Source organism: Synechococcus sp. R70.1 (genome assembly GCF_047461675.1).
Lineage (GTDB): Bacteria > Cyanobacteriota > Cyanobacteriia > Thermostichales > Thermostichaceae > Thermostichus.
Genome location: NZ_JANSHR010000052.1, coordinates 1 through 22050, shown reverse-complemented (window position 1 = coordinate 22050; position 22050 = coordinate 1). Strand labels below are relative to the sequence as shown.

The window sequence follows — 22050 nt, the reverse complement described above, 5'->3', positions numbered from 1 at the left end:
CTCCTCCAGGGCTGCTAGGGTTCTTCTGCCAAGATTTCAGCAATGGCCAGGGCCACCCGCTCCTGTTGCTGGAGGGTCAATTCAGGAAAACAGGGCAAAGACAACACCTGGGCAGCACAGAGCTCGGCATTGGGCAAATCTCCAGGCTTATATCCCAGCTTGCGGTAGACGGGCTGGAGATGAAGGGGAGTAGGGTAGTAAACTCGGCTGGCAATGCCCCGCTTCTGCAACTGCCGCTGCAGTTGGTCGCGCCGCCGCGAGTCGGTTGGGTGGGAACCGGGCACCCGCACCGTGTACTGATGCCAAACGGAGTTTCCCCCCTTTGCCACCTTCGGCAGGATTAGGCCAGGGATCCCTTGCAACAGGCGGTGATAGCCCTCGGCAATGGCCTGCCGCCGCCAGTTCCACTCCCGCAGGTAGGGCAACTTGACCGACAGGATTACCGCCTGCAGCGCGTCCAGACGGCTGTTGAGGCCGATGTATTCGTGGTGGTATTGGCCAACTTGGCCATGTTCTTTGAGGATGCGCACCTTGCGGGCCAGTTGCGGATCCCGGGTCACCACTGCCCCGCCATCCCCTGCAGCCCCCAAGTTTTTGGTGGGAAAAAAGCTAAAGCAGCCAATATCTCCCCAGGTGCCCACCGGCTTGCCTCCCCAGCAGGCCCCTATGGCCTGGGCGCAATCTTCCACCACTGCCAACCCATGGCGTCGCGCAATGGCCAAAATTTGGGTCATGTTGGCTGCCTGGCCAAACAAATGCACGGAGATTATGGCTTTGGTGCGCGGGGAGATGCTTCTTTCGAGAAGCTGGGGATCCAGGTTGAAGGTGCAGGGATCCACATCCACGAACACCGGCCGTGCCCCCACCAAATCGATAGCCTCGGCGGAGGCAAAAAAGCTAAAGGCAGTGGTGATGACCTCGTCGCCCGGTTGGATCCCCAGAGCGCGCAGGGCCAACACCAAAGCATCGGTGCCGGAGTTGCAACTGACGGTCTCCAGATCGCCGCCGCCGAGAAACTGCGAAAACAGCTCCTCGAACTGCCGCACTGCCTCTCCGCCAATGTAGCGCCCAGAGGCCAGCAAAGCTTCCACCTGAGGCAAAAGGGTCCTAGCCAAAGCGCGGTATTGCAACGTCAAATCCAGCAGCGGGATCGGCTCATCCGTCATGGTGCTGCCTTTTGGGGTAGCGGCCACAGCCCATCATCGAGGATGAGAGTTCCAAAATTGGGCCTTTTTGTAGCTTAGTTGCTGAGAAGCCGCTGGGAGCCAGACCCGCTCCGAATTGAGCCCAACCTGAGCTAGAGTAAACGCGGTACATCCCTGGCCAGGGATCCCCTAGGCTGGATACAGCTATCGACAGGATGTTCTATGGAGATTGCTTCTCAAGCAGTTCTCGGCAAAGCCCCTTTGGCCCCCCGAATTCTCGCTTTGGTGCCGGGAGGGATTGGCGACCAAATTCTTTTCTTCCCCACCCTAGCGAGTTTGCGGCAGCGCTTTCCAGAAGCGGAGCTGGAGGTGTTGGTGGAGCCGCGGGCGGCAGCTGCCTACGAGGTCTGCCCCTCGGTGAATCGGGTGCTGACCTTCCCATTTAAGGAGCAACTTTCGCTAGGGGATATCAGCGATCTGCTGGGGCGAATCCGCGAGCGGCAGTACGACGCCGTGCTCAGCCTGGGCAGAAGCTTGGGGGTCAAGCTGTTGCTTTGGCTAACTGGGATCCCCAAGCGGGTTGGCTATGCCCCGCCAGGGCCTGGGCGACCTTGGCTGACCGACCCGGTGCCTCTGAAGCTGGCCCAATACGCCGCCAACATGTACCACGACCTGCTGCAGGGGTTCAGCATTGCCGCGCCGGCAGGCTTGCCCCAGCTTCGCCTCAAAAAGACAGCCCTGGAGTGGGCTGAGCAGGAACGCAAGCGCCTGCTGGGGGAGGGCAGCCAAGATTATGTGCTGTTGCACCCTGGCGCCAGCCAACTGTCCCAGGAGAAAGGCATCCAGAAGATCTATCCCCCAGAGAAGTGGGTTAGGGTGATCAAGGGTTTCCGGGAAAAGCGGCCGGAGCTGCCGCTCGTGCTGGTGTTGGGTCCAGAGGATGAGAAGCTGGCGGAGGGCTTTCTGTCGCAACTGCCGGATCTGCCGGTGAGCCGCCCGCCCCAGCTAGGCCAACTGGCGGCCTTGATTGCTGGCTCCACCCTGCTTCTGTGTACCGACAGTGCCCCCATGCACCTGGCGGTGGCCACGCAAACTCCCCTGGTGGCTCTGTTTGGCCCTACTGACCCAGAGCGGCTTTTGCCTTCCGAGGGGCCGTTCCGCGCCGTCAAGGCCGCCAATGGGGTGATTGACTCCATTGCCCCTGAGCAAATCCTAGAGGTGATCTTCCCCGGCTAGAAGCAGGGCTTGCCATGCGGACGAAGGGACTTGAACCCTTACGCCTTGCGGCACTAGATCCTAAGTCTAGCGCGTCTGCCATTCCGCCACGTCCGCAAGAGGTGGGATCCCGCTCACCTATGCTAACCCAAGCTGGCTCTGGCTAGCTCGGCAACTGGCTTGCGGCGACCTTCAGCTCTTCTGTGGCGTCCAAAACCATCCAGCTTTGCCCTGCCGTTCGCTGCCACAGCTCAAAGTGGAGATGCGGCCCAGTCACCGCTCCCGTTGCCCCCACATAGCCAATGAGGGATCCCTGCTTAACCCCTTCTCCTGGGGTGACAGCTACTTGAGACAGGTGACCATAGCGGGTGCGCCGGCCGCCAGCATGCTCCAGGACAACCGTGATCCCCAGATCTCCCAGAGAGCCGGCACTCACCACCTTGCCGCTCAAGACAGCCAGGACTGGCGTGCCCAAGCTGGCCCCCAGATCCACGCCGGCGTGAAACTCCGGCTGACCCTTGAGGGGGTGAATCCGCAAGCCAAAGCCAGAGGTGATCGGCGCGGGGTGGGGCAGCGGATAGAGCAGTCGCTCTTTGCTGGGGGACGAGGTAGGCAAGGTCAGCGGCGGCAGCTCAGGGGTTTCCTCAATGCGAAGCTCTCCCCCTGGCAGGAGAAGGAGGCGGCGGCCGGAGCTGCGCTCCACCAACACCACCGGCACCCCACTTTCCGGCTGGCTCTCGGTAACCTTTGCCGGCTCAATAACAATTTCCCGGCCCACCCCAGTGCGGGTTGCCGCCTCCAGCGGAAGAGCCTGGCTTGGTTGAGGAGTCAAGCCTAGGGTTCTCAGGGTGTCTTGCGGCAGGGGAAGGGCACCATCTTGCAGCAGCGCCTTTGCGGCAGGGGTGTCCAGCGCTGGCCCCACAGGGGGAGGAGGGGGCAAGTGCATCTGCGCCAACAGCGCCGTGGGAGAGGACCAGAGCAGGCTTAGCCCCACGCCTAGACTCAGCCCCAGCCGCCGCAGCTGCCGCCCTCTTGCTGCCGAGCTGCTGCCCAGCCAAGAGGAAAGATGCTGCCAAAAATCGGTGGCCACCAACGGATCCCTCACTCCCAGCCACTGGCAAGAGACACTTGATAGCTTAGGCGCACCTGGTCCGGAGAGAGGACGAGGATCTGTCCTCCCTGAGTTTGTACCCGCAGCCTGCCATCCTCGGCAAGGCCCAAAACCGTAGCCGACGCCTCACCTGGGAGCCATTGGATTTGCGGCTTCACTGTCCAGGTCTCGTACTCGCAGCAAACAGCAGCAAACCCCTCCTTGAGCCAGACCTGGAACCCCCGCTCCATCCCCTGCAAAACCCAGGCGGCAATGGCGGTGCTATCCTGCCGGCATCCCAAGATCTCAGCTAAATTGATTCCCTCGGCGGGCACGGGATTGTTGATATTCACACCTACGCCGGCCACCAGCCCCAGCAGTTGTCCCCTTTCCCCAAAGCGGCCTTGCACCAGGATCCCCCCCAGCTTGCGCAGAGAAGCCGGTTCCTGGCTATCCACTATCACCAGGTCGTTGGGCCATTTCAGCCGCAGCGGGATCCCCAACCGATGGCGCAAACTGCCGGCAATGCCCCAGGCCAAGGTCAGGGTCAATTCCAGCAGGGAATGCCGCAGGGGAAGGGATCCCAGCCAGACCGACAGGTACAACCCCCCTGGCTGCGAGTGCCATACTCGCCCGTGCTGGCCCTGGCCTGCCCGCTGGCGAGTGCTGACCAGAACGGTGCCCAGGGGCAGAGGTTGAGGGAAGCGGCGACCCCAGTCCAAGAGCAGCCGGTTGGTGGAATCGGTTACTGCCACTTGGAGGAGGTGATGCCCCCATCCCCCTCGACCCACCAGGGATCCCAGCCGCGCGGGGGAAAGCATGGCTTGAAACTAGCTCAACACAATATCTTCTGCTGGGCGCTGGGCCAGCCGCTTCAGGTTTTGGTAGCGCAGCATGTCCAGTAGGTCGTTGCCAGAGCGACCCTCCAGGCGAGCCTCCAGGTGCAGCGCTTGCCCCAGGGCCTCCACTGCCTGCAACCGCGGAACTCCGCGCAACACCAGCCGGTCCACAGCGTAGGCATCAGCAGCCAAAAGGCGGCGGTCGTTGGTCTGGTCGCGGCGCAACTGCCAGAGAGCCAAGCCGCTTAAGCCACCGGAAACCGTTGCCCCCACCGGATCCTGCTGGACCACCTCGAAGATCAGGCTCAAGCCCCCCAAGGCAGCAATAGCCAGGTAAAAGTCGATTTGCCGCGAGGCTGCCCGGCTGTAGTAGCCTACTTTGTGCAAGAACAACCCCGCCCGCTGCAAGGGGGTAAACTGCCGCCACTCGTAGGGTTTAATAAAAAGCCGCAGCTGCCGCTCCCAGGGCAGTTGCCGCCGGCCTTTGATTACGACCGTCTGCCGCTCCGAGGCCGGCAAGATCTTGACGCTCTCTCGCATGCTGGCCGGCAGCAGATCCAGCAGGCGGTCAATCTCAGCCTGCTCGAGAACGTAATCGTAGCCGTTGTCGTAGCCGTAGTACTCCGAGTTCATGCCGGGCCCACTCCTAACCCCATTGCCTGACGCATCTCTCGCACCGCTCGCTCCAACCCCACCAGCACTGCCCGACTGATGATGCTGTGGCCAATGTTTAGCTCCTCTATGCCCGGGATCCGCGCCACCGGGCCCACATTCCAGTAGGTGAGGCCGTGCCCAGCATTGACCCGCAGCCCCAGTTGAATGGCCTGTTGGCTAGCCTTCTGCAGCTGGGCCAGCTCCGCCTCCCGTTGGGCTTCCGAGGAGGCCTCCGCATACCGCCCGGTGTGCAGCTCCACCCAGCGCGCCCCCACCTGAGCAGCAGCGGCAATCTGGATGGGATCTGGATCGACAAACAAGCTGACGGGAATGCCAGATCCCTGCAGTCGATCTACCACTTCACCTAGGCGTGAAACCTGACTGGCCACATCCAGTCCCCCTTCGGTGGTAATCTCTTCCCGCCGCTCGGGAACCAGCGTGACGTAGTCAGGCTTGATCTCCAGGGCAATGGCCACCATCTCCTCTGTTGCCGCCATCTCCAAGTTGAGGTGGGTGCGTACCGTCTGCCGCAGCAGCCGCACATCCCGCTCCTGAATGTGGCGGCGATCCTCGCGCAGGTGCACCGTGATCCCATCTGCGCCTGCCAACTCGGCAATGACGGCAGCGGCCACCGGATCCGGCTCGACGGTGCGGCGGGCCTGGCGCAGCGTGGCCACGTGGTCGATGTTGACTCCAAGGCTGACCAAGGCTAACGTTCTCTCGTGGCAGAAGATCCAAAGGAATGCTCCTAGTATTACATTATTCAATCTGGGCTGCTTAGGGACAGGCGAGGCAGAAACCCCGGAGGCCAAGGGCCTATGATCGAAGACGACGCTTTTCCCCTCCGGGATCCCTGCAGGCTTGCCATGACCAATCCAAATGCCTCTTTGGCGGTAGGACACCCTTCTCTAATTGACCGAGCGCGGGTGGCGGCCCTGATTGCCCAATACCTGCCAGTGGAGATTTGTATCTACTACCAGGTGGTGCCTTTGGCCCTGGATACGGACAGCTTGATCCTGGGCATGGTGGATCCCCAGGATTTGGCAGCCCTGGACTACGTGAGCAAAATGCTGGCTTACTCCCAGATCTCGGTTGAGCCAGTTCCGATTACGCTGGAGCAGCAGCAGGAGTTCATTGCCCACTACTTCAGCCATCCCCCCAGCCCAGCAGAGGTAGAGCGGCTCCGCCTGCAGGCCCAAGCCAGCCGCACCACCCCAGAAGTCCCCGCTCCCGTAACCGGGCCGCCCAGCCACCCAACTCCCACCCAGCCGCTGCCGGCACGGCCAACTGCTCCGCCCTCTCCTAGTGACGAATCGGAAGAGACGGTGCAGCAGTTGCTGAACTCGATGCTGCGGAGGGCTTTAGACGAGAAAGCAGAGCAAATTTTTGTAGAGCCCCAGGAGGGAGTGCTGTGTCGGGTGCGCTACCGCCAGCAGGGGATCTTGCGGGATCTGTTCAAGGAACTCTCGGAACCCATCCGGGCTAGGCTAATCGCTGCCATGAAGCGGATGATGGCTCTCGATCCCAGCCTCATCGGGGAGCCGCAGCAGGCAGAAGCGGAGCGGCTGTACCGGGGGGAGCCGCTGGTGCTGCAGTTGCGCATTATCCCCCAGCCCTCCAAAAGCGGGCCAGGCTCTCCTCCCAGGGAAGGAGCCATCCTCAGCATTCTGCGAGGAGTAGCCCTCCAGAAGTACCAGCAAAGCCAAAACCGCCTCCGCGTCTCCGAGACCTTGGCTTTGGCCCAACAAACCCACCAACTGCTGCAGCAGCTGCAAGTGGCCCTAAGCGGCACCCTGGGGAAGCTTAAGCAGTATCCCACTCCCCCTGACAGCAACTGGCCCCTGATGGCAGAGACGTTAGCGGCCATCCAGGCCCAGGCCCAGATGCTTGCCATCCACCAGCAGGACTGGGAAAAACTCACCTCCGGCAGTTGATCCGCTAGGCCTTTGGCGGGATCCCCCTGCTTTTGCTAGCTCCCCACGTTTTTGCGAACCTAGCAGTCAAAATGACGCCGGCAATAACGGTCGCCCCAGCAATAAGGCCAAGACGTTCCAGCCGTCCTCCGCTGCTCTAAGCAATACCAGATCCCTGTATAGTTTCTCGACTCGCGCCAAGGGCTTTTCGGTATCCCCCGCCAGCCAATCAGTCCGCTGCAAAATTACTTCTCGACCAAGCGCTCAAGCCGTTCTTCTGTTGAAATCGCCATCAAGTTTTGCCAGACGTTTGCCTTTCTAGTGCCAGGAAAGGGGACGGTCTCCGCTCCTGCCGGGTGCGATAATCTGGAAATCGTGCAGTCATGCGCGTTTAGCCTCCATGCCCTCCACAGATCCGAGGTCTTTGCCCCAGCCCCAGTTGCCGCCCAGCAAAACCCCTGCCAATTCCCCATCTCGCACCTGGTGGCAGGCGCAGCGGGAAAACCTGCTGACGGTGCTGCTGGCGCTGCTACTGGCCCTTGGCATTCGCACCTTTGTGGCGGAGGCGCGCTGGATCCCCTCGGATTCCATGCTGCCCACCCTAGAAGAAGGGGATCGCTTGGTGGTAGAAAAGGTTAGCTACCGCTTCAGCGCCCCCAGACGCGGCGACATCATTGTCTTCTACCCGCCTGCCCACTTGAACTTCAACGGTGCTTACATCAAGCGGGTAATCGGCCTGCCAGGGGATCGCATCCGCATTGCTGAGGGCAAGGTGATCGTCAACGGCATTCCTCTGCAGGAGGACTACATCTACGCTCCCCCTGACTACTCCTGCCCTGGCGAGCGCTGTCCTGGAGTGCCCAACCAGGGATCGGAATTTGTTGTCCCTCCTAACTCCTATTTTGTAATGGGGGACAACCGCAATGACAGCCAGGACTCGCACATCTGGGGGTTTTTGCCCAAAGAAAACATTATCGGCAATACCATCTTTCGCTTTTGGCCACCCAACCGCCTGCGCTTTTTCACTCCACCCACCTACCCTGAGCTCTCGGCAGCGGCGGCTCGAGCCTCGGGTCTATCTCCGTAAAAGCCTTCTAGCAAGGCCGCTCGAGGACGTAGTCTACCATCTGCAGCAGAGCCTGGCGCGCTTCAGAGTCCGGCAGAACTTGCAGGGCCTCGGCAGCCCGTTGGGCATAGTCGCGCGCCAACTGGCGGGAGCGCGGGATCCCCTCACTTTGGTAGACCCACTCTAGAACTTGCTGGAGATCCTGCGGTTCGGCCAACTCTCTGAGGATGAGCTCCCGCATCTGCGGAAACTCCTCTAGCGCAAACAAAACGGGTGCTGTCAGGTTGCCCTGGATGAGGTCGGATCCCACTGGCTTGCCCAGCGTCTCCGCCGACCCAGTAAAGTCGAGGAGATCATCAACAATCTGAAAAGCGATGCCCAGGTTGCAGCCAAAGTCGAAGAGGCGATCGGCTACTTCAGGACTTACCCCGCTCAGGAGACCCGCTGCCTTAGCACTGCCAGAAATAAGGGAGGCGGTTTTGTAGAAGCTTTTGGCGAGGTACTCTTCCAGGGAGACGTCGGGGTCAAAGCGAGTGAGGCTCTGGCGCACCTCTCCCTCTGGCAGGTCCATGATGACCTTGGACAGCAGCTTCACCACCTCCAGGTTGTCCAGGTTGGCCAAATACCAGGCTGCCTGCCCAAACAGGTAATCCCCTGCCAGCACCGCCACCCGGTTATCAAAAAGGGTGTTGACTGTGCTGACGCCGCGCCGCACGGTAGCAGTGTCGATGACGTCGTCGTGCATCAGGCTGGCGGTGTGGATCATCTCGGTAATTTCCGCCAGGCGCCAATGCTGGGGGGTAATCTCCCCGTCGGGCGTAGTGGCCCGCGCGATCAGGAGCACGATTGCTGGTCGGATCCCTTTCCCCCCCACCGAGAACAGATGTTCGGCAGCCATGGCCAGGATGGGGTGTTTGGCGCTGACCAGCCGCGTCAAGTTCTGGCGTAAACGCTCTAGATCCGCTTCTACAGGGCCAAAGGGGGAGAGTACGGAGGTCATGAAGCCAAGCCAGGAGAGGATTTACAAAATTTCATATCCTTTCCTATTCTAGAGCACCTCAACCTGCTCGGAGAAAAGCAGGGGGTATCATGCAGACAGTCCTCGACTCCTCCTATGGCCGATCCTATTCCCCCGCTTCAGACTGGCTCCATTCCTCCACTTCCTGAAGAACCTGATTGGGAGGAAGAGTGGGAACTGGCGTTGGAGCGACCCCCTCTCTCGGGGCGGGCCCAACCTCACCGCCACGATCCGCAATCGCGGCGCAAGCTGATTCACCGCCTGGCTCGCATTGAGGGGCATGTGCGGGGGATCCGCTCCATGATCGAAGAGGATCAACCCTGTCCGGATGTGCTGCTCCAGATTGCCGCCGTCAAGGGGGCGCTAGATCGGCTGGCGCGGATTATCCTCAACGATCACATCCGCCACTGCATTCGCCATGCCGTTGAAAGCGGCAATATTGAGGTGGAACTGGAAGAGCTGCAGCGGGCTCTGGATCGCTACCTCAGCTAGCGCAGCCGTTGGTGGCGGCCCTAGGCTTCTAGCTGCTGCTGGCAGCGGGCTGGGCATACCGCTGCAGGAGAGCGGCACTTTTCAGCTGCCACTGCAGGCCCATGAAGGCCCAGTCTAGAAATTCGTCAATCTCCTCCCGACTAAACTGCATGGCCTTGCCAATTTCAAAAATCAGGGCCTCCTCTTTTTCTGTCAGCTCGTTGTTGACCACTGCCATCGCCGCCAAATCCCGCAGGATCAAGGCCCCGGCAGCGTTGTGCAGAGGCGGGATGGCGCTGAGCTCTAGGGTTGCAGTCGTCTCGCCGGCCAGATAGCTTTGAGCTACCTCTTTGTTAATGCCCATGCCTTCAGCAATTTGCAGAAAGAAGTCGGCTTCTTCTTCATCGAGCTGGCCGTCCACGCGGGCTACGGCAATGAGGGCTCTTAGGTAGAGCTGGCGCTGCTCTGCAGTCAAGTCGGTGTAGGTGATCATGTGAAGTTGTGCCTTGGGTTTCCTCTTCAACTTTGCCACGAAGATCCTCCCTTGGGGTTGAGTCGGCACTTTATCCAGGTAGGGGAAAATCGACTAGAATGGGAAGCCTGTGTTAGCGACTAGCCGGACCCAGCCTCCAGGAAGGGACGTGGAGGAGAGGCTAGGCGGCCGGTTTCCGTTTCCTAGACAACCCTACCCAGCTTGCGGAGCACCTCCAATGGTTAAGTTGCGGCTCAAGCGCTTTGGAAAGAAGCACCAACCCAGCTATCGCATCATCGCTATTGACAGTAGGGCTCGCCGGGAAGGTCGCCCGCTGGAGGAGTTAGGCTACTACAACCCGCGCACCAAGGAGACGGTTCTGGAGACAGCGGGCCTACTCAAGTGGCTGCGGCGCGGCGCCAAGCCCACCGATACGGTGGACAGCCTCCTCAGAAAAGCGGGCATCTATGAGATGTTGAAAGCCGGTGAGGGGGGCGTGGTGGCCTCGATTCGCATTCCGGCCATCGCCAAACCTGAAGCGGGGGAGGAGCAGAAGGTTCCCGAGGGATCAGAGCAGGGGGAGGAGAAGTTCCAGCCCGAGGCAGCCACGGAGGCCTAGGCTCAGCTACGCTTGCGGTTAGGTTGCGTTTTGCCTCCCATGCCGGACTACGAGACCCTTGCTCATCTTTTGATTGAACCGCTCCTTACCAGCGGCCCCCTGCAAACAGATGTGGAAACCACCTGTGGAGGACGCAAGGTCTGGCTGCGGCTAGCCTTTGACCCCAAGGATCGCGGTCGGGTGTTGGGGCGAGGTGGGCGTACCTTGCAGGCAATTCGTCAGGTGATGACAGCAGCAGCCCAGTTGGCAGGGCAATCGCTGTACATCGACATCTACGGAGAATCAGGAGAGCGAGAATGAGCCAGATCCTGACCTTCTTGGGGAAGGGGGGCACGGGCCGGAGCACTCTAGCTGTAGCAGTGGCGCGGGCAGCAGCGCAGCAGGGGCGGCGAGTGCTGCTAGTGGGCCATCAGGCGGGGCCGGGGTTGGAGATGCTTCTGGGTGGGATCCCGCTTTCCGGCGAGCCGGTAACCATTGCCGCCAACTTAAGCGTGGTGCAGCTGCGGACAACCCAGCTTCTGGAGCAGTACTGGACGGCAACCAGGGAGCTGGAAGCCCAATACGTGCGCACTCCCTTTTTCCGGGAAATCTATGGGCAGGAGCTAGGGGTGCTGCCAGGGATGGACCAGGCCCTGGCTCTGGAAGCCCTGCGCCGCTACGATGCCAGCGGTCAATACGACTGCATTCTCTACGATGGCCCAGGGGACTTGACCACCTTGCGGGCGTTTGGGATCCCAGAAGTGGCCAGTTGGTACTGGCGGCGAGCTTCCCAGGCTTTCCTCCAATCCGATCTGGCCAAAACTCTCCTTCCCTTTCTTGAACCGCTGCTGCGGTCGGTGACGACCCTGGAGTTTTCCTCGGTGGAGGAGCTCCTAGCTCGCCTGGGGGGGATGGCCAACCTTTTCGAGCAGGGGCGCTCTGCCATTGCCGATCCGCGGCGGGTGGTAGCGCATTTGGTAACGACTCCGGATCCCATGGCGATCCAGGTTGCCCGCTACCTCTGGGGCAGTGCCCAGATGGTGGGGCTAACCGTGGGTGGCCTCTGGGTCATGCCGCTAGTTCCCGGAGAGGTGTCGGCGGCTGAGTTTTCTCCTCTGCCAGTGCGCACCCTGCCACGGCGCCAGGGATCGGATTGGTCGGCGTTGGAAGAGGCAGTCAGTGGGATCTTTGCCCTACCTGAGGTGCCGCCGCCCGTAGCCATTGACGAGGGCTCCCGCAGCGTGAAGCTGTTTCTTCCTGGCTTTAGCAAGACCCAAATCGAGCTGAGCCAATCCGGGCCAGAGTTGACCATCACCGCTGGGGATCAGCGGCGCAATTTGTTCTTGCCGCCCAGCTTGGCAGGCCGGCAGGTAACCGGGGCTAAGTTTCAGGAGCCCTTTCTGATTATCAGCTTTGCCTAGAAATCCCGGGAGGGGGCATGTTGGCCAAGCGGATCATTCCCTGTCTGGATGTGGCAGGGGGGCGGGTGGTCAAAGGGATCCAGTTTGGGAACTTGCGGGAGGCTGGGGACCCGGTGGAGCTGGCGCGGGCCTATGATCGGGCAGGGGCGGATGAGCTGGTCTTTCTGGACATCACCGCCACCCATGAGGAGCGGGAGATTTTGCTGGAGGTGGTGCGGCGCACAGCAGAGCAGGTATTCATTCCTCTCACCGTAGGCGGTGGGATCCGCGACCTGGAGGGGATCCGGCAACTGCTGCGGGCCGGCGCCGACAAGGTCAGCCTTAACTCGGCAGCGGTTCGGGATCCGGATCTGGTTACCCAAGCCAGCCGCCGTTTTGGCTCCCAGTGCATCGTCGTGGCCATTGACGCTCGCGCCAAACCTCAAGGCGGGGGGTGGGAGGTGTACGTGCGCGGTGGGCGGGAGCCGACAGGCCTGGATGCGGTGGAGTGGGCCAAAACCGTGGCCGAGCGGGGGGCAGGGGAAATCCTGCTGACCAGCATGGACGCTGATGGCACCCAGGCCGGCTACGACCTGGAGCTGACCCGGCGGGTGGCCGAGGCAGTGGCGGTGCCGGTGATTGCCTCCGGAGGAGCAGGGGAATGTGCCCACATCCGCCAAGCTCTCCAGGAGGGGGGGGCAGAAGCAGCTCTACTGGCCTCGCTGCTCCACTATGGCCGGCTGACGATTGAGCAGATCAAGGCCGACTTGGCCGCCCACGGCATTCCCGTGCGTCGCTAGCTGGGGGAAGAATCTGTGCAGGTTTCTAACCTAGCCGCTCTCTTGCCCGAGGTGTGCCGCCTAGCAGAAGCGGCAGGGCGGGCCATCTTGCCCTTCTATCGGCAAGAATCGCTGCAGGTCGAACTCAAAGCAGATGCCTCCCCCTTGACCGAGGCGGATCTGGCTGCCCACCGCCTGCTCCTCGAGGGACTGCAGGAGCTTACCCCCACGATTCCCGTCCTCTCAGAAGAAGCCGGCGGGATCCCCTACTGGGAGCGGCAACAGTGGCAGCAGTTTTGGTTGGTGGATCCCTTAGATGGCACGCGCGAGTTCCTCGAGGGCAACGGCCAGTTTACCGTCAACATTGCCCTTGTCGAGGCAGGGATCCCCATCTTGGGCGTCGTCCATGCCCCGGCGTTGGGCCTCACCTACAGGGCTGCCCAACAGCTAGGAGCCTACAGGGGCGACGAGCCCATCTGGTCCCGCCCGCCTGCCCAGCCCCCTCTGCAGGTAGTGGCCAGCCGCTCCCACAAGGACACGGAAACGGAGCGGTTTCTGGAGCGGCTGCAGCGCCGCTACGGCCCCCTTGAGGTGAAGTCGGTGGGCAGTGCCCTCAAGTTTTGCCTAGTGGCCGAGGGATCCGCTCACCTCTACCCCCGCTTTGGCCCAACCCTGGAGTGGGATACTGCCGCCGCCCAGTGCCTTGTCGAGCAAGCGGGGGGCAGCGTCACAGACTTGCAAGGGGATCCCTTGCGCTACAACAAACCAGACTTGCACAACCCCCCCTTTATGGTGACGGCTGCAGGCGTAGCCTACCTCTGGCAAGGCTTGGTTCCCTGAGGGAAGCTACATTCCCATTTCAACCGGGTTGAACCCCTCTGGAAACTTGGTGTACTCGTCGTAGAGGGCGCCGCGAAAGCGGGTGTTGGTGATGGTGGCTCCGCGCAGGTCGGCGCCAAAACGCAGATCGGCTCGGCTGAGATCGGCCTCGCTGAGATCGGCCCTGAGCAGCTTGGCCCGGTAGAGGTTGGCCCCCCATAGATCCGCCTTCACCAGCTTAGCCCCGATGAGATTGACCCTCCGCAACTTGGCGCCGCGTAGGCTGGCTCCAGTTAGATCTGCCCCCGACAAATCTGCTTCGCGCAAGTCTGCCCCGCTTAAGTCAGCATCCCGCAGGATAATCCCCCTCAAGCTTGCGCCGCTCAACTGGGCCCCACTCAGGTTAGAGCCAGAAAAATCTCGCTGGCCAGAGGCATAAGCCTGCAACAGTTGCTTGGGATCCAAAAGAGGCTTGAGACTCACCGTTGCCATTGCTCGTGATTTCTTGCCGAAATGCCAGAAGGCGACCTTGATCCCCTCTATCCAGAGAGAGCTCCTTTGCGCAGCTTACCACCTCTTGGCTCTCTTTTAGAGCAGCCCCACGTCCCTAGGCGAAGAAGATGGATCCCCCGCACTAACTCCTGGCATTAGAGTTGATCAATTTCGCGGCGCAGCTCTTCCAATTCTGCATCTACATCTACTTTGCCCCTGGTTGGGGCTCCAGCTTGACCTTGCTGCACAGCTTTCGTCTCACCGGCAGGCAACTGGGCCTGGATGGCTGCCTTGAGCAACCTCAGCTCCTGATCCACATCCGCTCCGCCTGCTTCTAGAGCGGCAAACTGCTGCTCCAGGCTGTCGGCTGCCAGCTCGGCCACTGCTGCGGATTGGGCCTCCAGAGCGTTTACCTTCTCTTCCATGCGCTCAAAGGCGGCAAAGGCGCTGCTGGGATCCACCCGGCCGATAACCTGATTGATCTGCTGGGAAGCCTTGGCGGCGCGGGCTCGGGCGATGAGCATGTCCTTTTTGGTTTTGGCCTCGGCAATCTTGCTTTCCAGCTTGGTCATGTTGGTTTTGAGCATCTCCACTTGCCTGGTCTGCTCGTCTAGCTGCCGCTTCAGGCTTTGGGCAGTCTCGACAAAAGTTTTCTTGCGCACTAGGGCTTCCCGGGCCAGCGCCTCGTTGTTGTTGCGTAGGGCCAACTCAGCCCGTCTGTGCCACTCCTCCGCGCTTTGCTGGGCCTGCTCGTACTGCCGCTCCAGGCGCTTCTGGGCAGCAATGGCTTGGGCGACGGCCTGCCGCATTTGGTAGTGATCCTCAGCCATGTCCTGAATGGTTTGGTTCAGGATCTTCTCTGGATCCTCGGCACTGCTGATGAGCGCGTTGAGGTTGGCTCTAATGATTCGGCTGACCCGCTCAAACAATCCCATTGGTCTCTCCCCCTCTCGCAGTTTGACCTAATGCTACCCTCGCCCTCCCGGCGCCTTCCAGGGCCTCTACTCCAGTATAGGGATCCCTGAGGCGAGCCAGAGGGGATCCCGCCTCTTTTTGCATGGGGGTGGGTTGCGTGGCAGCTTTGGCTCTTTTTTGGCTTGCTTGCGCTGGGCTGTGCTGGAATCGAACCAGCGGCTCCCACCGTGTCAAGGTGGTACTCTACCTCTGAGTTAACAGCCCCAATGAATAGGCGTGCCTCTACTGAGAGTCAGTAGTTGATCGTATCACCGAAAAACGCGGCGCGGAAGCCCCCCTCTTGAGCCGTGGGAAGGAAACGGGAAAGGAGGCTTCCGAGTAGCGCAAACGGTGTGTTACTCCAGCCTGGGGCGGAAGGGGGAGGTGGATCCCAACGCGACCAACGGAATTGCCCTATTGAACCAGCCCAGAGGTTCAGGGTTGACTTGCTAGCTGTAGGGCTACAAGGAGCCCCTGGCTGCCGCTTCGCGGAAGCAAGCTATGGCTGTGGGCTCTCCTCTCACCGGACAATCGGCCGCTTTGTGGCATAACCAACCTCTCTTGTAGGACTTTGCCTAGGCTAAAGTTGGCTCCGTCTTTTGCCTGGGTGCTCATCAAGAGCCAAGGAGCAACTACCGTCAGCTCGACGGGAAGTGACGCCTGTGGAGATCCCTCTAGTGGGGTAGTGGAGGTGAACTCTGCTGCTAGCTATGGGTCGTGGAAGCAGGAAGAAAGCGTCAACCTGGAGCAAAAGTCCGCTTTTGTCCGAGGTTGTATGAGTCTTTCAGAGCGGGTAGCTTACAGGCGCCATTCGGCAGACTTAATCAAATTGCGAAAGTCGCGGATCACTGCTTCGCAGCGGTGAAAAAAAACCAGCACCCAGTCCCGTAGCACTTTTTGCTGAGACTCGTCCAGCTCCTTGAGGAGGCCTTTGTAGTGAATTTGGCCACTGCGCTCGATCTCAAACTCGTTGAGCCACTCGGCTAGGGATCCCTGCTGCTCCAGCACTTCCTGTCGGGCTGCCTTCCAGTAGTTGACAATCACCGCCTTGCCCAGATAGCCACTAGCAATCTGGCAGAGACGGTTGAGCGATTGCACGAAAACCTCCACCTTCCTGGGGCTGCCCCTCGCCCCAGGCTGAGTTGTCTCGGGCTGGCTTTCTGTCAAATTGGCGCTGGGCTGGGTGGGGTTGCGAGCAGCCTCTGCCTGGCTGGTCAAAAGGCGAAAGGTAGCTAGGCCCTTCGACGCATCCTGTTGCAGCTCGGCTCGCAGGCGGTTGACGGCCAAGGTGTAAACCGGCATCACCACCTCGTCATTGACTGCCACCAGCAACACCCATTCCGGCCCCAGGGGGTAGACAAAAACCCGCTGCTCGGCAAACTGAAAGTCAAAGTAGTCCAGTCCTGGGGGCATGGTTTGCAAAACCTGAAACAGCCCTTCGGTGAGGGCCTGCTGCTGTCGGCTGTCCAAGTTCTGAAAAGAACGGTAGAAAAAAGGGCGGCCTGTTCGCCTCAGGAGCGCTACCCCCATCACCCCGCGGATGGACAAAAAACTCTCGAGCGTCTCTTTTTCCATGCCCCTTGGGAGCCAACTGGGCCAACACAACTCCTATCCTGGCTCAGATTAGCCGGCACTGGCTGCAGCTAATACTGGCAGCCTAAAAGGCCAGGACGGGGACAACAACCGGCCTCAGAGGAACATCTGTAGCCTGCCCCCTTGCTGCTTCTAAGCTGGCTCTATGCGACTAGGCCTGCCGGAGACCAGAAGTGCCTTTGCCCAAAAATTCCCCAATTCGTTCTATTGCCTCTTCCAGCCGGGATCCCTCTGCCACCAGCGCAAAGCGGACATAGCCTTCGCCGCCGGGGCCAAAGCCTGAGCCTGGCGACAGAGCCACCCCGGTAGCCCGTACCAAGTCTAGACAAAACTGGGCTGAAGAGCCGCGATAGAACTCGGGCAAAGGTGCCCACAGGTACATGGTGGCCTCCGGCAGGGGCACGGGCCAGCCGATGCGGTGCAGAGCGGCCACCGCAAGATCCCGTCGCTTGCGGTATACCTGCCGCCAGTGATCCAAAAAGCTATCGGGAGCCGCCAAGGCCGCTGCTGCTCCCCGCAAGATGCCCTGGTACGGGTGGAAGTCAATGGTGGACTTCACCAACCGCAAGGCTCGGATCAGCTCGCGGCTACCGATGGCATACGCCACCCGGAACCCCCCCATGTGGTAGGACTTGGAGAGGGAAAAGAACTCGATGGTGCGGGTCTTGTCGGGATCCGCCTGCAGCGCCGAGGGAGCCACCTGGCCGTCGAAACGCCAGTCCACGTAGGGAAAGTCGTGCGCCAGCACGATGTTGTACCGCTGGCAAAATTGCAGCGTTTCCTGCCAAAACTCCGGGGTAACGGTGGCAGTGGTGGGGTTGTGGGGATAGCTCAGCACCAATAGCCGCGCCTGGCGGCAGATCTCCTTTGGGATCTCATCCCACTGGGGTAGGAAGCGGCTTTCTGCCCGCAGGGGCAAGTAGTAAGGGATCCCGCCCGCTAGATGGATCCCCCCCACATGGGAGGGATACCCAGGGTCGGTAACCAAGGCAACCTCGCCGGGATTAAGCAAAGCTAGCGGCAGGAGGGCCGTCCCCTGCTGGGATCCAATCAGGGGCAGCACCTCCGTTTCTGGATCGATGACTAGGCCAAACTTCCTCTGGTACCACTGGGCACAGGCGGCGCGAAACTCAGCCGTGTCGTGGAAGAGGGTGTAGCCGTAGGTGGAGGGATCCGCCAAAGCCGCCTGCATGGCTGCCAGCGCTTCTGGAGGCGGGGGCAGATCCGAGGATCCCAGAGACAGGTCGATGACATCCACGCCGGAGCGGCGCGCCTCCCACTTGGCCTGGTCTAGCTGGTCAAAGACATTAGAGCGCAGGGGCTCAAGTCGTTGGGCAAAGGCAGCAAGCATGCAGCAAGTCCAAAGGGGCTAGGGGTTCCTGCCAGCATTGGAAGAGTTGGCTGCAGGCGGTTGCGTGGCCGCCGGGCCGCGATCGAAGATCTCGATGTTCCACTGTCCCCGACCGTTACTCTCAAAGGCGATAAAGCGCCCATCGCCGCTGATGGTGGGGTTGCGCACATCCCCTGGCACCCGGCTGCTGATGTTCTCAACCCGGCGGGTTTCGCGGTCGTAGAGAAAGATCTCCGATTTGCCCAGCGCGTTGGACACATAGACGATGTAGCGCCCATCAGCGCTGATATCGGGCGAACTGGCAGCCACGTCGCTGGAATTAAGCCCGGGCAAGTCTACCAGCCGCTGTTCCACCAGGTCGTAGAGAAAAATGGCCTGACTGCCGCCGCGGGCTGAGGAAAACACCAGGTAGCGACCATCGCCACTGAAAGCGGGCTCCCCATCGGGGAAGATGCTGTTGAGGCCGCTGTTGGTCAAGCTAGAAGGGGGGGTACGAAAACCTGCGGGGCTGCAGCCCAGCAGCCCTAAGCTCAAGCCGGCCAAGCACAGCTTCCCCACCCACCCAACTGGGCTGAACAGAATCCGGCCCTTGGTTAGCATGGCATTGCCTTCCAACCCCTTTCTCCCATCCATCATAGCCAGTTGACAAACTCGGCTTAGGCTAGGGGCCACTCTTTGCCGTTGCTATTGTTATTGTTGAATCTGCCTCTCCGGGGCTGTTTTCCTGCTACTGGCTATGGCTTGCCGCAGCACTCTGCAGGAGGATCTCCATTACCAACAAGCCAAGCGCAGCCTGCGCCAGTGGGTGGCCCAACTGGATCTGCGCCCCCAGGAGATTGCCGGCCTGGAAGGGGAGCTGGAAAACTTGCAAGCCCTGCTGGACAAACTGGAAGCCGAGATCATCCACATTGCCGCCTTCGGCCTGGTGGGGCGGGGCAAGTCCTCCCTGCTCAACGCTCTCCTGGGGGAGCCGGTTTTCGCCACGGGGCCTACCCACGGGACCACCCGCACCCAGCAAGTAGCTGCCTGGAACATCTGCTGGGGAACTCGTCCCCCCTGCTCTTTCCTATCCTCGGCCTCGGTGCAGTCGGTTCAGGTCAGCCACTGGCAGGGATCCCGGCTGGAGCTAATCGACACTCCTGGCCTGGATGAAGTAGACGGCGAGGAGCGGGCGCGACTGGCCCAGGAGGTGGCCGAGCGGGCAGATCTCATCCTCTTCGTGGTCTGCGGAGATCTGACGCGGGTGGAGTTTGAGGCTCTGGCGACGCTGCGGGAGGCGGGCAAGCCCATGCTGCTGGTGTTCAACAAGATCGACCAGTACCCCGAGGCGGATCGCCAGGCCATCTACGACAAGATCCGCAACGAACGGGTGCGGCAGCTTCTTTCCCCTGACGAGGTTGTCATGGTGGCCGCCTCGCCGCGCGTGCCGCGCCTGGTGCAGAAGCCAGATGGCAGCTTTGGCGTGGAGATGGAAAGCGGCCCCCCCCAAGTGGACGCGCTGCGCCTAAAAATCCTAGAAGTCTTGCAGCGGGAAGGGCGCTCCCTGCTAGCCCTCAACGCCCTCCTCTTTGCCGATCGCCTCAACCAGCAGGTCATCGAGCGCAAATTGCAAAGCCGCGCCCAGCAAGCCCAAGATCTCATCGCCGCCGCCGCCCGCACCAAAGCCCTGGCCGTTGCCCTCAACCCCGTTACTCTGCTTGACACCCTGGGGGGGTTGGCTTTGGATGTGGCCCTCATCTTGCGCATGGCCCGCCTCTACGGCTGGCCCCTGACCACCGCCGGTGCCATGCAACTGTTGCAGAAGATTGTCCTCAGCATGCTCAGCCTGGGGGCAGGAGAATGGGTGGCGCTGTTGGGATTGGGATCCCTGAAAACCTTGCTGGGGGGATCCCTGCCCTTTGCTGGCGGACTTTCTCTAGGAGCCTACGGATCAGTGGCCCTGACGCAGGCAGTGATGGCTGGCTTTTCCTGCTACGCCATCGGCGAGGCAGCCCGCCGCTACCTAGCCCAAGGAGCCAGTTGGGGGCCGGAGGGACCCAAAGCCGCCATAGCCCAGATTTTGGCCGATTTGGACGAAGCCTCAATCACCGCCCGCCTTCGCGAGGAGATCCGCACCAAAATCGGCTTGGCCCCCACCTAAACCTCCGCCCTTGACAAGAAGCGCTGAACGACTGAGCAAGGGAGAGGCGTTGGTAGGATAGGGAGTGCTCTCTCTGCCGCCCTTTGCCATGGCAGCTCACACCTTTCAAGATCTAATCCTTCGCTTGCAGCAGTTTTGGGGAGAGCAGGGTTGCCTGATCCTGCAGCCCTACGACCTGGAAAAGGGGGCCGGCACCATGAGCCCCCACACCTTCCTACGCGCCCTAGGGCCGGATCCCTGGCGAGTGGCCTACGTGGAGCCCTGTCGCCGCCCCACTGACGGGCGCTATGGCCAAAACCCTAACCGCTTGCAGCACTACTTTCAGTACCAAGTCCTCCTCAAGCCCTCCCCCGACGACATCCAAGAGGTGTACCTGGAGAGCCTGCGGGCCTTGGGCATCGACCCGGCAGAGCACGACATCCGCTTTGTGGAAGACGACTGGGAATCCCCCACCCTGGGCGCCTGGGGCGTGGGCTGGGAAGTGTGGCTAGATGGCATGGAAATAACCCAGTTCACCTACTTCCAACAAGTGGGCAGCCAGGATTGCCACCCCGTTTCTGTGGAGATTACCTACGGTCTGGAGCGCCTAGCCATGTACCTGCAGGGGGTGGACTCCGTTTTTGACCTCTGCTGGAGTGAGCACCCTTCTCTGGGACGGATTACCTATGGGCAGATCTATTTCCAAAATGAAGTGGAGCAATCCTACTACAACTTTGAGTATTCGAATCCCGAGATGTTGTTGGAGCTGTTTCGGCTCTACGAAGCCGAGGCCAAGCGGCTAATCGAAACCACGCGGCAGAAGCTCCAAGAACAGGCCTTGAGCGATCGGCTGCCGGTGTCGCTGCTTCTGCCTGCCTACGACTACGTGCTCAAGTGCTCCCACACCTTCAACCTGCTCGATGCCCGCGGCGTCATTGCCGTGGCTGAGCGCACTCTCTACATCGGGCGCATCCGCAACCTAGCTCGCCAACTGGCAGAGCTCTACCTCAGCCAGACAGGCCGCTCCCCCTCCAGCCATGCTCTGCCCTAGCTGGAACCTAACTTTTTGCCGGGCTAGGGATCGAAGCCAGGGAACCCTCTTTTGGCTATGATAGGAGATTGACATTAGCCAACTCTGTTCTGGTGCAACTCTTTTTGCGTTAAGCTAATCAACGCTCTTAACCAGTCCACCTGACTATTTTCCGGAGAATTTATGTTTCGATACCCTGTCACACGGGTTTCCATCTTTATCGATGGAAACAATATGTTTTATGCTCAACAAAAAATTGGCTGGTTCTTTGATCCCCGCCGGGTCTTGGATTACTTTGTCAGGTCCCAACCCAACGTCGAGCTAGTCAATGCATTTTGGTACACCGGCATCAAGGATCCCAACGACCAAAGGGCCTTCCGAGACGCCCTGATCAACTTGGGCTATACGGTTCGCACCAAGCTTCTCAAGGAGTATCGGGACGAAGATTCGGGCCGTTACTCCCAGAGGGCCAACCTAGATATCGAAATTGTTATCGATATGTTCAACACGGTCGGTCAATACGACCGGCTCATCCTGTTTAGCGGCGACGGTGATTTCGAGCGGGCCATTGAGTTGTTGCGCTCCAAAAACACTACGATTACAGTTGTCTCCACCGAAGGGATGATTGCCCGCGAGCTGCGCAACGCCACCGACCGCTACATCGACCTCAACGACATTCGCCCCTACATTGAAAAGTTGGACAAGTAGTCTTTGAGGATGGGGGCAGACAGGGCAAGGAGCTAGAGGTCAGCGAGCATTGCCCCGCCGGCCCAGCTCGCAGAGGCCACCGCCAACACAGGCGATAAGACCCCAGGAGACGGCCCAGCTTTTGCCCAAAGAGATCTCGGTTAAAGCCACCACCACCGCTGCTGCCAGCAAGAAAGGGACGACGCTGAGCAAAGAGGCCAGAGCTCCGCTGGGATCCCAGGGCAATTGCTTTTCCCAGTGCTCCTGCAGCTTTTGATGCAGTGGCGACAATCCGCTCTGAAAGACTTATACAACGCTGGACAAAAGCGGACTTTTGCTCCAGGT

24 protein-coding genes, 2 tRNA genes and 1 pseudogene are annotated in these 22050 nt (G+C 60.6%); 12 read left to right on the top strand and 15 right to left on the bottom strand.

Features of this window, described 5'->3' with window-relative positions; translation table 11 throughout:
* Nucleotides 1–14: 14 nt before the first annotated feature.
* The gene (locus NW807_RS06855) at nt 15–1166 is read right to left on the bottom strand and encodes a DegT/DnrJ/EryC1/StrS family aminotransferase (RefSeq protein ID WP_414423414.1); all 1152 of its coding nucleotides are present in this window, start codon (nt 1164–1166) and stop codon (nt 15–17) included.
* A 201-nt stretch (nt 1167–1367) separates the two neighbouring features.
* Here NW807_RS06855 and NW807_RS06850 point away from each other — a divergent pair, with 201 nt between their 5' ends.
* Nucleotides 1368–2381 carry a glycosyltransferase family 9 protein gene (locus NW807_RS06850; protein WP_414425641.1) on the top strand — a complete coding sequence of 338 codons (1014 nt, stop codon included), beginning with the start codon at nt 1368–1370 and terminating at the stop codon, nt 2379–2381.
* 15 nt (nt 2382–2396) lie between these two features.
* Here the strand turns inward: NW807_RS06850 and NW807_RS06845 are convergent.
* From NW807_RS06845 to NW807_RS06825, 5 genes are all read right to left on the bottom strand, one after another.
* Nucleotides 2397–2477, bottom strand: a tRNA-Leu gene (locus tag NW807_RS06845).
* Between the two features lie 46 nt (nt 2478–2523).
* The gene (locus tag NW807_RS06840; RefSeq protein ID WP_414425640.1) at nt 2524–3450 is read right to left on the bottom strand and encodes a M23 family metallopeptidase; all 927 of its coding nucleotides are present in this window, start codon (nt 3448–3450) and stop codon (nt 2524–2526) included.
* Between the two features lie 11 nt (nt 3451–3461).
* Complete coding sequence (locus NW807_RS06835; RefSeq protein WP_414425639.1) at nt 3462–4271, bottom strand: biotin--[acetyl-CoA-carboxylase] ligase; 810 nt, start codon at nt 4269–4271, stop codon at nt 3462–3464.
* Between the two features lie 9 nt (nt 4272–4280).
* Complete coding sequence (locus NW807_RS06830) at nt 4281–4922, bottom strand: DUF3318 domain-containing protein (protein ID WP_414406222.1); 642 nt, start codon at nt 4920–4922, stop codon at nt 4281–4283.
* A complete protein-coding gene (locus NW807_RS06825; protein ID WP_414394588.1) occupies nt 4919–5650 on the bottom strand; it encodes a pyridoxine 5'-phosphate synthase in 732 nt (243 codons plus the stop codon). The genes NW807_RS06830 and NW807_RS06825 overlap by 4 nt, the downstream gene beginning before the upstream one ends.
* A gap of 159 nt (nt 5651–5809) precedes the next feature.
* On the opposite strand from NW807_RS06825, the gene NW807_RS06820 reads away from it, so the two are divergent.
* Both NW807_RS06820 and lepB read left to right on the top strand, forming a co-directional pair.
* Nucleotides 5810–6877, top strand: a complete 1068-nt coding sequence (locus NW807_RS06820; RefSeq protein ID WP_414425638.1) for a hypothetical protein — start codon at nt 5810–5812, stop codon at nt 6875–6877.
* A 379-nt stretch (nt 6878–7256) separates the two neighbouring features.
* Nucleotides 7257–7943, top strand: a complete 687-nt coding sequence (lepB, locus tag NW807_RS06815; protein WP_414394584.1) for a signal peptidase I — start codon at nt 7257–7259, stop codon at nt 7941–7943.
* A gap of 7 nt (nt 7944–7950) precedes the next feature.
* Here the strand turns inward: lepB and sds are convergent, their stop codons facing one another.
* Entirely contained in the window at nt 7951–8922 is a 972-nt protein-coding gene (gene sds / locus NW807_RS06810; protein ID WP_414394583.1) for a solanesyl diphosphate synthase, read from the bottom strand.
* 114 nt (nt 8923–9036) lie between these two features.
* Between sds and NW807_RS06805 the strand changes: the two genes are divergently transcribed.
* Nucleotides 9037–9432: a metal-sensing transcriptional repressor gene (locus NW807_RS06805; protein WP_414394582.1), complete on the top strand. Its 396-nt coding sequence runs from the start codon at nt 9037–9039 to the stop codon at nt 9430–9432.
* A 28-nt stretch (nt 9433–9460) separates the two neighbouring features.
* Here the strand turns inward: NW807_RS06805 and NW807_RS06800 are convergent, their stop codons facing one another.
* Nucleotides 9461–9943 carry a TerB family tellurite resistance protein gene (locus NW807_RS06800; protein WP_414425637.1) on the bottom strand — a complete coding sequence of 161 codons (483 nt, stop codon included), beginning with the start codon at nt 9941–9943 and terminating at the stop codon, nt 9461–9463.
* Nucleotides 9944–10121: 178 nt separating this feature from the next.
* On the opposite strand from NW807_RS06800, the pseudogene rpsP reads away from it, so the two are divergent.
* From rpsP to cysQ, 5 genes and pseudogenes are all read left to right on the top strand, one after another.
* Nucleotides 10122–10367: pseudogene (gene rpsP / locus NW807_RS06795) on the top strand (30S ribosomal protein S16); the annotation flags it as partial.
* 174 nt (nt 10368–10541) lie between these two features.
* On the top strand, nt 10542–10802 hold the full coding sequence (locus tag NW807_RS06790) for a KH domain-containing protein (protein WP_414394578.1): 261 nt from the start codon (nt 10542–10544) through the stop codon (nt 10800–10802).
* Complete coding sequence (locus tag NW807_RS06785) at nt 10799–11902, top strand: ArsA family ATPase (RefSeq protein ID WP_414406226.1); 1104 nt, start codon at nt 10799–10801, stop codon at nt 11900–11902. Before NW807_RS06790 ends, NW807_RS06785 begins: the two co-directional genes overlap by 4 nt.
* Before the next feature lie 17 nt (nt 11903–11919).
* The gene (gene hisF, locus NW807_RS06780) at nt 11920–12681 is read left to right on the top strand and encodes an imidazole glycerol phosphate synthase subunit HisF (RefSeq protein ID WP_414394574.1); all 762 of its coding nucleotides are present in this window, start codon (nt 11920–11922) and stop codon (nt 12679–12681) included.
* Nucleotides 12682–12696: 15 nt separating this feature from the next.
* The gene (gene cysQ / locus NW807_RS06775) at nt 12697–13500 is read left to right on the top strand and encodes a 3'(2'),5'-bisphosphate nucleotidase CysQ (protein ID WP_414425636.1); all 804 of its coding nucleotides are present in this window, start codon (nt 12697–12699) and stop codon (nt 13498–13500) included.
* Between the two features lie 6 nt (nt 13501–13506).
* Here the strand turns inward: cysQ and NW807_RS06770 are convergent, their stop codons facing one another.
* From NW807_RS06770 to NW807_RS06745, 6 genes are all read right to left on the bottom strand, one after another.
* Nucleotides 13507–13971 (bottom strand): pentapeptide repeat-containing protein, encoded by a 465-nt coding sequence (locus NW807_RS06770; RefSeq protein ID WP_414425635.1) that lies wholly within the window; start codon nt 13969–13971, stop codon nt 13507–13509.
* A gap of 155 nt (nt 13972–14126) precedes the next feature.
* Nucleotides 14127–14906 carry a PspA/IM30 family protein gene (locus NW807_RS06765; protein WP_414394568.1) on the bottom strand — a complete coding sequence of 260 codons (780 nt, stop codon included), beginning with the start codon at nt 14904–14906 and terminating at the stop codon, nt 14127–14129.
* Between the two features lie 172 nt (nt 14907–15078).
* Nucleotides 15079–15150, bottom strand: a tRNA-Val gene (locus tag NW807_RS06760).
* 573 nt (nt 15151–15723) lie between these two features.
* A complete protein-coding gene (locus NW807_RS06755; RefSeq protein ID WP_414425634.1) occupies nt 15724–16500 on the bottom strand; it encodes a hypothetical protein in 777 nt (258 codons plus the stop codon).
* Between the two features lie 169 nt (nt 16501–16669).
* Complete coding sequence (locus tag NW807_RS06750; protein WP_414406229.1) at nt 16670–17869, bottom strand: LL-diaminopimelate aminotransferase; 1200 nt, start codon at nt 17867–17869, stop codon at nt 16670–16672.
* Nucleotides 17870–17887: 18 nt separating this feature from the next.
* Nucleotides 17888–18469: a TolB family protein gene (locus NW807_RS06745; RefSeq protein WP_414394562.1), complete on the bottom strand. Its 582-nt coding sequence runs from the start codon at nt 18467–18469 to the stop codon at nt 17888–17890.
* A 136-nt stretch (nt 18470–18605) separates the two neighbouring features.
* Here NW807_RS06745 and NW807_RS06740 point away from each other — a divergent pair, with 136 nt between their 5' ends.
* The 3 genes from NW807_RS06740 (at nt 18606) to NW807_RS06730 (ending at nt 21726) form a co-directional block, all read left to right on the top strand.
* Nucleotides 18606–20009 (top strand): DUF697 domain-containing protein, encoded by a 1404-nt coding sequence (locus NW807_RS06740; protein ID WP_414425633.1) that lies wholly within the window; start codon nt 18606–18608, stop codon nt 20007–20009.
* An 88-nt stretch (nt 20010–20097) separates the two neighbouring features.
* A complete protein-coding gene (gene glyQ, locus NW807_RS06735) occupies nt 20098–21039 on the top strand; it encodes a glycine--tRNA ligase subunit alpha (protein WP_414425717.1) in 942 nt (313 codons plus the stop codon).
* 162 nt (nt 21040–21201) lie between these two features.
* Nucleotides 21202–21726, top strand: coding sequence for an NYN domain-containing protein (locus NW807_RS06730; RefSeq protein ID WP_414394559.1), 525 nt, complete (start codon nt 21202–21204; stop codon nt 21724–21726).
* Nucleotides 21727–21765: 39 nt separating this feature from the next.
* Here NW807_RS06730 and NW807_RS06725 read toward each other — a convergent pair whose 3' ends face one another.
* Nucleotides 21766–21996 carry a hypothetical protein gene (locus tag NW807_RS06725; RefSeq protein WP_414394557.1) on the bottom strand — a complete coding sequence of 77 codons (231 nt, stop codon included), beginning with the start codon at nt 21994–21996 and terminating at the stop codon, nt 21766–21768.
* Nucleotides 21997–22050 lie beyond the last annotated feature (54 nt).

Bases quoted from the DNA above. Each gene is read 5' to 3' on its own strand.
- NW807_RS06855 (WP_414423414.1), bottom strand. From the start codon at position 1,166: ATGACGGATGAGCCGATCCCGCTGCTGGATTTGACGTTGCAATACCGC.
- NW807_RS06850 (WP_414425641.1), top strand. From the start codon at position 1,368: ATGGAGATTGCTTCTCAAGCAGTTCTCGGCAAAGCCCCTTTGGCCCCC.
- NW807_RS06835 (WP_414425639.1), bottom strand. From the start codon at position 4,271: ATGCTTTCCCCCGCGCGGCTGGGATCCCTGGTGGGTCGAGGGGGATGG.
- NW807_RS06830 (WP_414406222.1), bottom strand. From the start codon at position 4,922: ATGAACTCGGAGTACTACGGCTACGACAACGGCTACGATTACGTTCTC.
- NW807_RS06820 (WP_414425638.1), top strand. From the start codon at position 5,810: ATGACCAATCCAAATGCCTCTTTGGCGGTAGGACACCCTTCTCTAATT.
- lepB (WP_414394584.1), top strand. From the start codon at position 7,257: ATGCCCTCCACAGATCCGAGGTCTTTGCCCCAGCCCCAGTTGCCGCCC.
- sds (WP_414394583.1), bottom strand. From the start codon at position 8,922: ATGACCTCCGTACTCTCCCCCTTTGGCCCTGTAGAAGCGGATCTAGAG.
- NW807_RS06805 (WP_414394582.1), top strand. From the start codon at position 9,037: ATGGCCGATCCTATTCCCCCGCTTCAGACTGGCTCCATTCCTCCACTT.
- NW807_RS06790 (WP_414394578.1), top strand. From the start codon at position 10,542: ATGCCGGACTACGAGACCCTTGCTCATCTTTTGATTGAACCGCTCCTT.
- NW807_RS06785 (WP_414406226.1), top strand. From the start codon at position 10,799: ATGAGCCAGATCCTGACCTTCTTGGGGAAGGGGGGCACGGGCCGGAGC.
- hisF (WP_414394574.1), top strand. From the start codon at position 11,920: ATGTTGGCCAAGCGGATCATTCCCTGTCTGGATGTGGCAGGGGGGCGG.
- NW807_RS06770 (WP_414425635.1), bottom strand. From the start codon at position 13,971: ATGGCAACGGTGAGTCTCAAGCCTCTTTTGGATCCCAAGCAACTGTTG.
- NW807_RS06765 (WP_414394568.1), bottom strand. From the start codon at position 14,906: ATGGGATTGTTTGAGCGGGTCAGCCGAATCATTAGAGCCAACCTCAAC.
- NW807_RS06755 (WP_414425634.1), bottom strand. From the start codon at position 16,500: ATGGAAAAAGAGACGCTCGAGAGTTTTTTGTCCATCCGCGGGGTGATG.
- NW807_RS06750 (WP_414406229.1), bottom strand. From the start codon at position 17,869: ATGCTTGCTGCCTTTGCCCAACGACTTGAGCCCCTGCGCTCTAATGTC.
- NW807_RS06745 (WP_414394562.1), bottom strand. From the start codon at position 18,469: ATGCTAACCAAGGGCCGGATTCTGTTCAGCCCAGTTGGGTGGGTGGGG.
- NW807_RS06740 (WP_414425633.1), top strand. From the start codon at position 18,606: ATGGCTTGCCGCAGCACTCTGCAGGAGGATCTCCATTACCAACAAGCC.
- glyQ (WP_414425717.1), top strand. From the start codon at position 20,098: ATGGCAGCTCACACCTTTCAAGATCTAATCCTTCGCTTGCAGCAGTTT.
- NW807_RS06730 (WP_414394559.1), top strand. From the start codon at position 21,202: ATGTTTCGATACCCTGTCACACGGGTTTCCATCTTTATCGATGGAAAC.